Origin of the sequence: Moorena sp. SIO2C4 (assembly GCF_010672485.1) — a bacterium.
GTDB classification, from domain to species: domain Bacteria; phylum Cyanobacteriota; class Cyanobacteriia; order Cyanobacteriales; family Coleofasciculaceae; genus Moorena; species Moorena producens.
The window spans coordinates 1-3,764 of sequence record NZ_JAAHGN010000756.1; the positions used below are offsets into that span (position 1 = coordinate 1).

2 protein-coding genes are annotated in these 3,764 nt (G+C 45.2%); one reads left to right on the top strand and one right to left on the bottom strand.

Going from position 1 to position 3,764, the window contains the following annotated elements; translation table 11 throughout:
- Positions 1-649 precede the first annotated feature (649 nt).
- Complete coding sequence (gene hmpF, locus F6K20_RS28485) at positions 650-2,413, top strand: pilus motility taxis protein HmpF (protein WP_044492395.1); 1,764 nt, start codon at positions 650-652, stop codon at positions 2,411-2,413.
- Between the two features lie 161 nt (positions 2,414-2,574).
- Here hmpF and tilS read toward each other — a convergent pair whose 3' ends face one another.
- Positions 2,575-3,588, bottom strand: coding sequence for a tRNA lysidine(34) synthetase TilS (tilS, locus tag F6K20_RS28490; RefSeq protein WP_008180692.1), 1,014 nt, complete (start codon positions 3,586-3,588; stop codon positions 2,575-2,577).
- Positions 3,589-3,764 lie beyond the last annotated feature (176 nt).

Here is a 3,764-nt window from a genome sequence, read left to right on the forward strand (position 1 = left end):
TCCTAAGGGAGAGAAGATCTAGGAGCCATATGAGGGGAAACTTTCACGTATGGTATGACAGGAGAGGTGCCCTCCTTAATCGGAGGCATCGACTCTAACTAAGCCCCATAGCGGAAACGAGGGGGAACATGCCAGCAAAAGTCCTGGATGTTCGGCGAGGATGCCGCCTGTCGCGAGGGATAAAACCTTGTAATCAAGACGGATACCCCCACCTCGCGAACGCAGGTGGGGGAAGCATTCAGTAGGGATTAGGCACAAGGGAAAAAAGTGATGGGGTAAGATGTTATGTTCAATCTAGAAAATTCGACCCTCTGGGTGGATAAAATCTATGGTTGGGGAAACTAGACCGGTTGGGGAAACTAGACTCCCCCTGTGGGAAGATTCCTAAGACTATCCTCATCAATCTATTTCTATTCTGCTCACCTTTATTGACTGGTAAATCAGGTCTGGGCAATACCTTAAAATAGGTTAAGTGTCTAAATATACTGACTGCCGTCATCCTTTAAAGGATTAATAGCCTTAAGGATCAAAACTAGGTCGGTTGACCAATAATCTCCGAAAATTACCATCCTGCAACCCCAAAGGGGTTAAGCGTTCAAATGTGTTAATCAAGAATTGGGCACAATAAAAGTAAAAGAGGACGATCAGTGTGCTGTATCTCGCAGAGGTAAGAAAGCAGAAAACTGGGTTTATGGGTAGAGCTCAGGCCGAACTTAAACTGCTGGCTTTTCAGCGGACTGACCAGAGTTGGAATAAGGTGTCTGGGGAGGAAGTGCTTCCGACAGAACAAGCCAATAACTTTGGTGATGGTGCGTTGGTGATTGTTAACCTGAGTGGGAATCGACAAATACAGGGAACAATCGAGGCAGCGGGGGGAAGGTTAGTCAATCTGTTGCAAAATTTCTCTCGCTTGCTAGAAAAGTCAAAAAACCAGGAAGAAGAAATTGAGCAGTGGAAGCAATCTTTGACCTATCAAAGTCAAGAACTCAACCGTCGCGAGATGGAAATGGAAGCGCGGCTTGAGCAGATGCAAACGATGGAGGAGGATTTTTCCAGAATAGAGCAACAACGCCAAGAACTGGAAAGTACTCAGGCAGAAACTGCTAAACTCAGACAAGAATTGGAGCGTAAAAGTAAGGAGCTTGAAGGTGCTTGGGAACAACTCCGGGGACAGCAGCTACGCTTAGAAGAGCAAGTTTCAGAGGGTCAATACTCTGTTGGTTTAGATGCTCAGCAGGCTGGTGTGATTCAGCAATTGCTCAATCGCTTATCAGGAGGATTAGAATCAACACAATCTGTCTGGGAACCACTGAATCAAGCCTTGGAAGTAGTCAAGCATCAGCATTCGGTGTTGGATACTCACTGGCAGCAGTTAAATGAACAGCGTCTATTAGCTCAAAAATTGGAAGCAGACGTTGAGGGTCACGGGGAGGAAGTCCAACATCAAACCCAAAAGTTACAACAATTACAAGCATCCTGTGAACAGGCAAACCGCGAAATGCAAGTGCAGCAAACCAATCTAGAGATCAAGCTCGAATCAGCTAGGATGGTGAGTCTGCAACTCCAAACTCAGCAAGAGTTATACCAAGAACTGGCTCGAATGGCAGCAACATCAGGGGATGTCAAGATTAGCCAAATGGTGGATATTGCAGCACTAGAAAAAATGCCCTTGGGTGAGTTACAGGATATAGTTCAGAATTTGCAGCAGGATTTGGAAAAAGTTGTACGCTTCGTCAATGACCAAGAAGAAGAACTAACACTCCAACACCAAGGGATTGAAGAACTACAAGAACAGATTAGGGTCGCTAGTGAGTATGATCGTATTAGTCTAGAAACCCAGTTAGCAGATGAGCAAGACCGTTACCAGATGCTGGACAGAACCTTGGTGGGTCAACGCCGGACTCTATGGGAACGAGAAGAAATTCTAAATCAGCACCTACGAGTGTTGCGACTGCGGCAAGGAATTGTGGATAGTAATGGTCAACAAAACCAGAAAATTGACTTAGGACCAATTTTGCTCGAACTAGAAGCACAGTGCAAACAACACTCAGATCAATTGCAACAACTAGAACGAGAAATTGAACAGATGCGCCTTAGGGTTAGCGAAGCTGAAGAATTGATGAATCAACAAACCCAAGAAAAGGATGCTAAGCTGGCTCAGGTAAAAAATTGGGAGGAAAGTTGGCTATCCAATCAGGTGAAGGTAGCTCAACTTTGGGGGAAAGTCGATATCTATGAAGAAACCCTACAGCCATTGCAAGATGCTCTCAATGAACTTCGACAGAAGCTGGAGGCGATCGCAAATGCTCTGAATCAAATCCAGGAAACAGGTGATTCTCAACAACAAGCGATCGCTCAAATATCCCAAATCATCAGTAGCTTAAGCCAATCTCCAGAGTTGGCAGCTTCTTAGGTTTAAGGTTTAATATTGAATGTTGAATGTTAGAATGTTGCTCCCCCAAGGCGATTCGTTGTAGGGTAGGTTGAAGAAGAAAAATTTATCAGAAACTAAGAGATAGAACTGTTTCATAGTTCATACTTTATAGTTAATCTTTATAGTTAATACTTCATACTTCATACTTCAGTATTAAGAATAATCCATTCTTCTTCTACCAAGGCTGTTACTCCACCAGGAAAGGATGACGTTCGAGAGCAGTTGGGAGCAGCAATTAAACCAGTCACGGCTTCGATTTGCTCAAAGCTGAGGGCTTTGGTTTGGTTTTCCTGAAGGAACTTCCGAATCACACGACGTTGCAGAGCTAGGGGAGCTTGCTGTAATACCAGACGATTCAATCGTGGAGGGCTATTGCTAGCAGGATCTTCCTCGACCGTAGGTACTGCCATGGCTTGCTTCTGGATTTGCTCAGCAGTGTTTTCCAGATATTCCACGTCTGCTCGCAAGATTTCAGCAATTTGGGACAAGGCTGTCTCAACTTGTGGGTTGAAATGGGTTTTTAAATAGGGGATTAGCTCTTGGCGGATGCGGTTACGGGCATAGTTAAGGTCTTGATTGTAAGCATCCACCCAAATGGACAGTTGCTGCTGCTCGCAAAACTGGAGAGTTTCGCTACGGGATGTGTCAAGTAGGGGACGCACCAGACGTACTCCAGGAGCAAGAGGTCGTTCCCAGGTCAAAGCTTGCAAGCCATCAGTCCCTGAACCTCTGATCAGGTTATAGAGGACTGTTTCAGCGCGATCGCTTTTTGTGTGACCAGTGACAACAGTGGCGTAACCTTGAGTTTGGGCAATGTCAATCAGGGCTTGATAACGCCACTGCCGCGCTGCTGATTCGCTCTTTTTCACTTCAGGGGCAATTCGTAGATGAAATGGAAGCCCCCAACTTTGAGCAATTTGCTGTACATGAAGGGAAATTCCCTCATCATAGGTCCAACGGTGGTCACAGTGGGCGATTCCTAGCTGCCATTTCCACTTGGGCTGTAAATCTAGCAGTAGTTTGCTTAGGCAAAGGGAATCTTGCCCACCGGATACGGCTACTAAAACCTGCTGATTCTTTGGTAGTAGCTTCTTTTGCCGCAGGGTTCTATGTAGCCGTGCATGAAGAGGTGTCCAACTCGGTATCTCAGACATTAGAGTGGTTATGAATAGTTATCCAAAACTTTGACCAAAAATTTGGGTCTCAAGCCCCGTCCTTCGTCCGACGGCTTTTGTGCTATAATATTACGTAGGGTTATCCCACGTCAAAATGATCGTCTTAGAATTTAAGGTCAAAGGGAATAAAACTCAATATGCTGCCATTGATGAGA